The sequence below is a fragment of the Brevibacillus fortis genome, from assembly GCF_003013395.1.
Lineage (GTDB): Bacteria > Bacillota > Bacilli > Brevibacillales > Brevibacillaceae > Brevibacillus > Brevibacillus fortis.
Genome location: NZ_PXZM01000074.1, coordinates 1 through 902, shown reverse-complemented (window position 1 = coordinate 902; position 902 = coordinate 1). Strand labels below are relative to the sequence as shown.

Here is a 902-nt window from a genome sequence, read left to right as displayed (position 1 = left end):
TGGTGTAGTGCTGAGGAACACCGACAAATTCGAGAAACAGCCGATGAACGAGACTTCTTGCTCATCAAGGAGCATTTCGAAGCTCGAAAAAGAAGAGTTGGAGCACTGGTCATTAAAATGAGATTGGAGCGAATGAATGGTGTTGTGATGAATCATAAAAAGATTCGTCGTCTCATGCGAAAGTTTAGGCTAATCACTCTGATTCGGAAAGCAAATCCATATCGAAAAATGGCCAAGGCCACTCAGGAACATCGCACATGTCCAAACCTTCTCGAACGTCAGTTTGACCAAGGTGTACCTGAGAAGGTTTTGCTTACTGACATCACTTATTTGCGCTATGGTACTGGTCAATGGGCTTATTTGTCTTGTGTAAAAGATGGGACAACTAAACAGATTTTGGCACATTATTTGTCTTCCACGTTGGATTTATCACTAGTTACACGGACACTAGACCTATTAGTTAAACGATTGGACGGTAACGTCCATCCGGATGCTATTTTTCATTCGGATCAGGGAATGCACTACACTCATCTTACGACGAGGCGCCTCATAGCTAAGGCTGGTTTTAAGCAGTCGATGTCTCGTAAAGGTAACTGTTGGGACAATGCTTCCATGGAGTCATTCTTCGGTCATATGAAGGATGAACTCGAATACAAGGACTGTGTTTCTCTTCAAGAACTGGGCCAACGAGTCAACGAATATGTAACCTATTACAATTCAGAACGTTACCAGTGGACATTAAAAAAGATGACCCCTGATGAATTCAGGAGTCACCTCATCGCTGCTTAAATTTTCAACAGGCTTATTTCAAATACTGTCTATTTCTTGGGTAACAGTTCACGCTAGCGTCTTGGGACCTATTTTTCTATGATTCTCGAAGTATATTTGCTCATGTATCTTTC

The 902-nt window shown here is 41.9% G+C and carries 1 protein-coding gene; it reads left to right on the top strand.

Translation table 11 applies throughout. The features are described from left to right. On the top strand, positions 1-789 hold a 789-nt coding region (locus C7R93_RS29605; protein WP_106842133.1), incomplete at its 5' end, for an IS3 family transposase. Between the last annotated feature and the right edge of the window lie 113 nt (positions 790-902).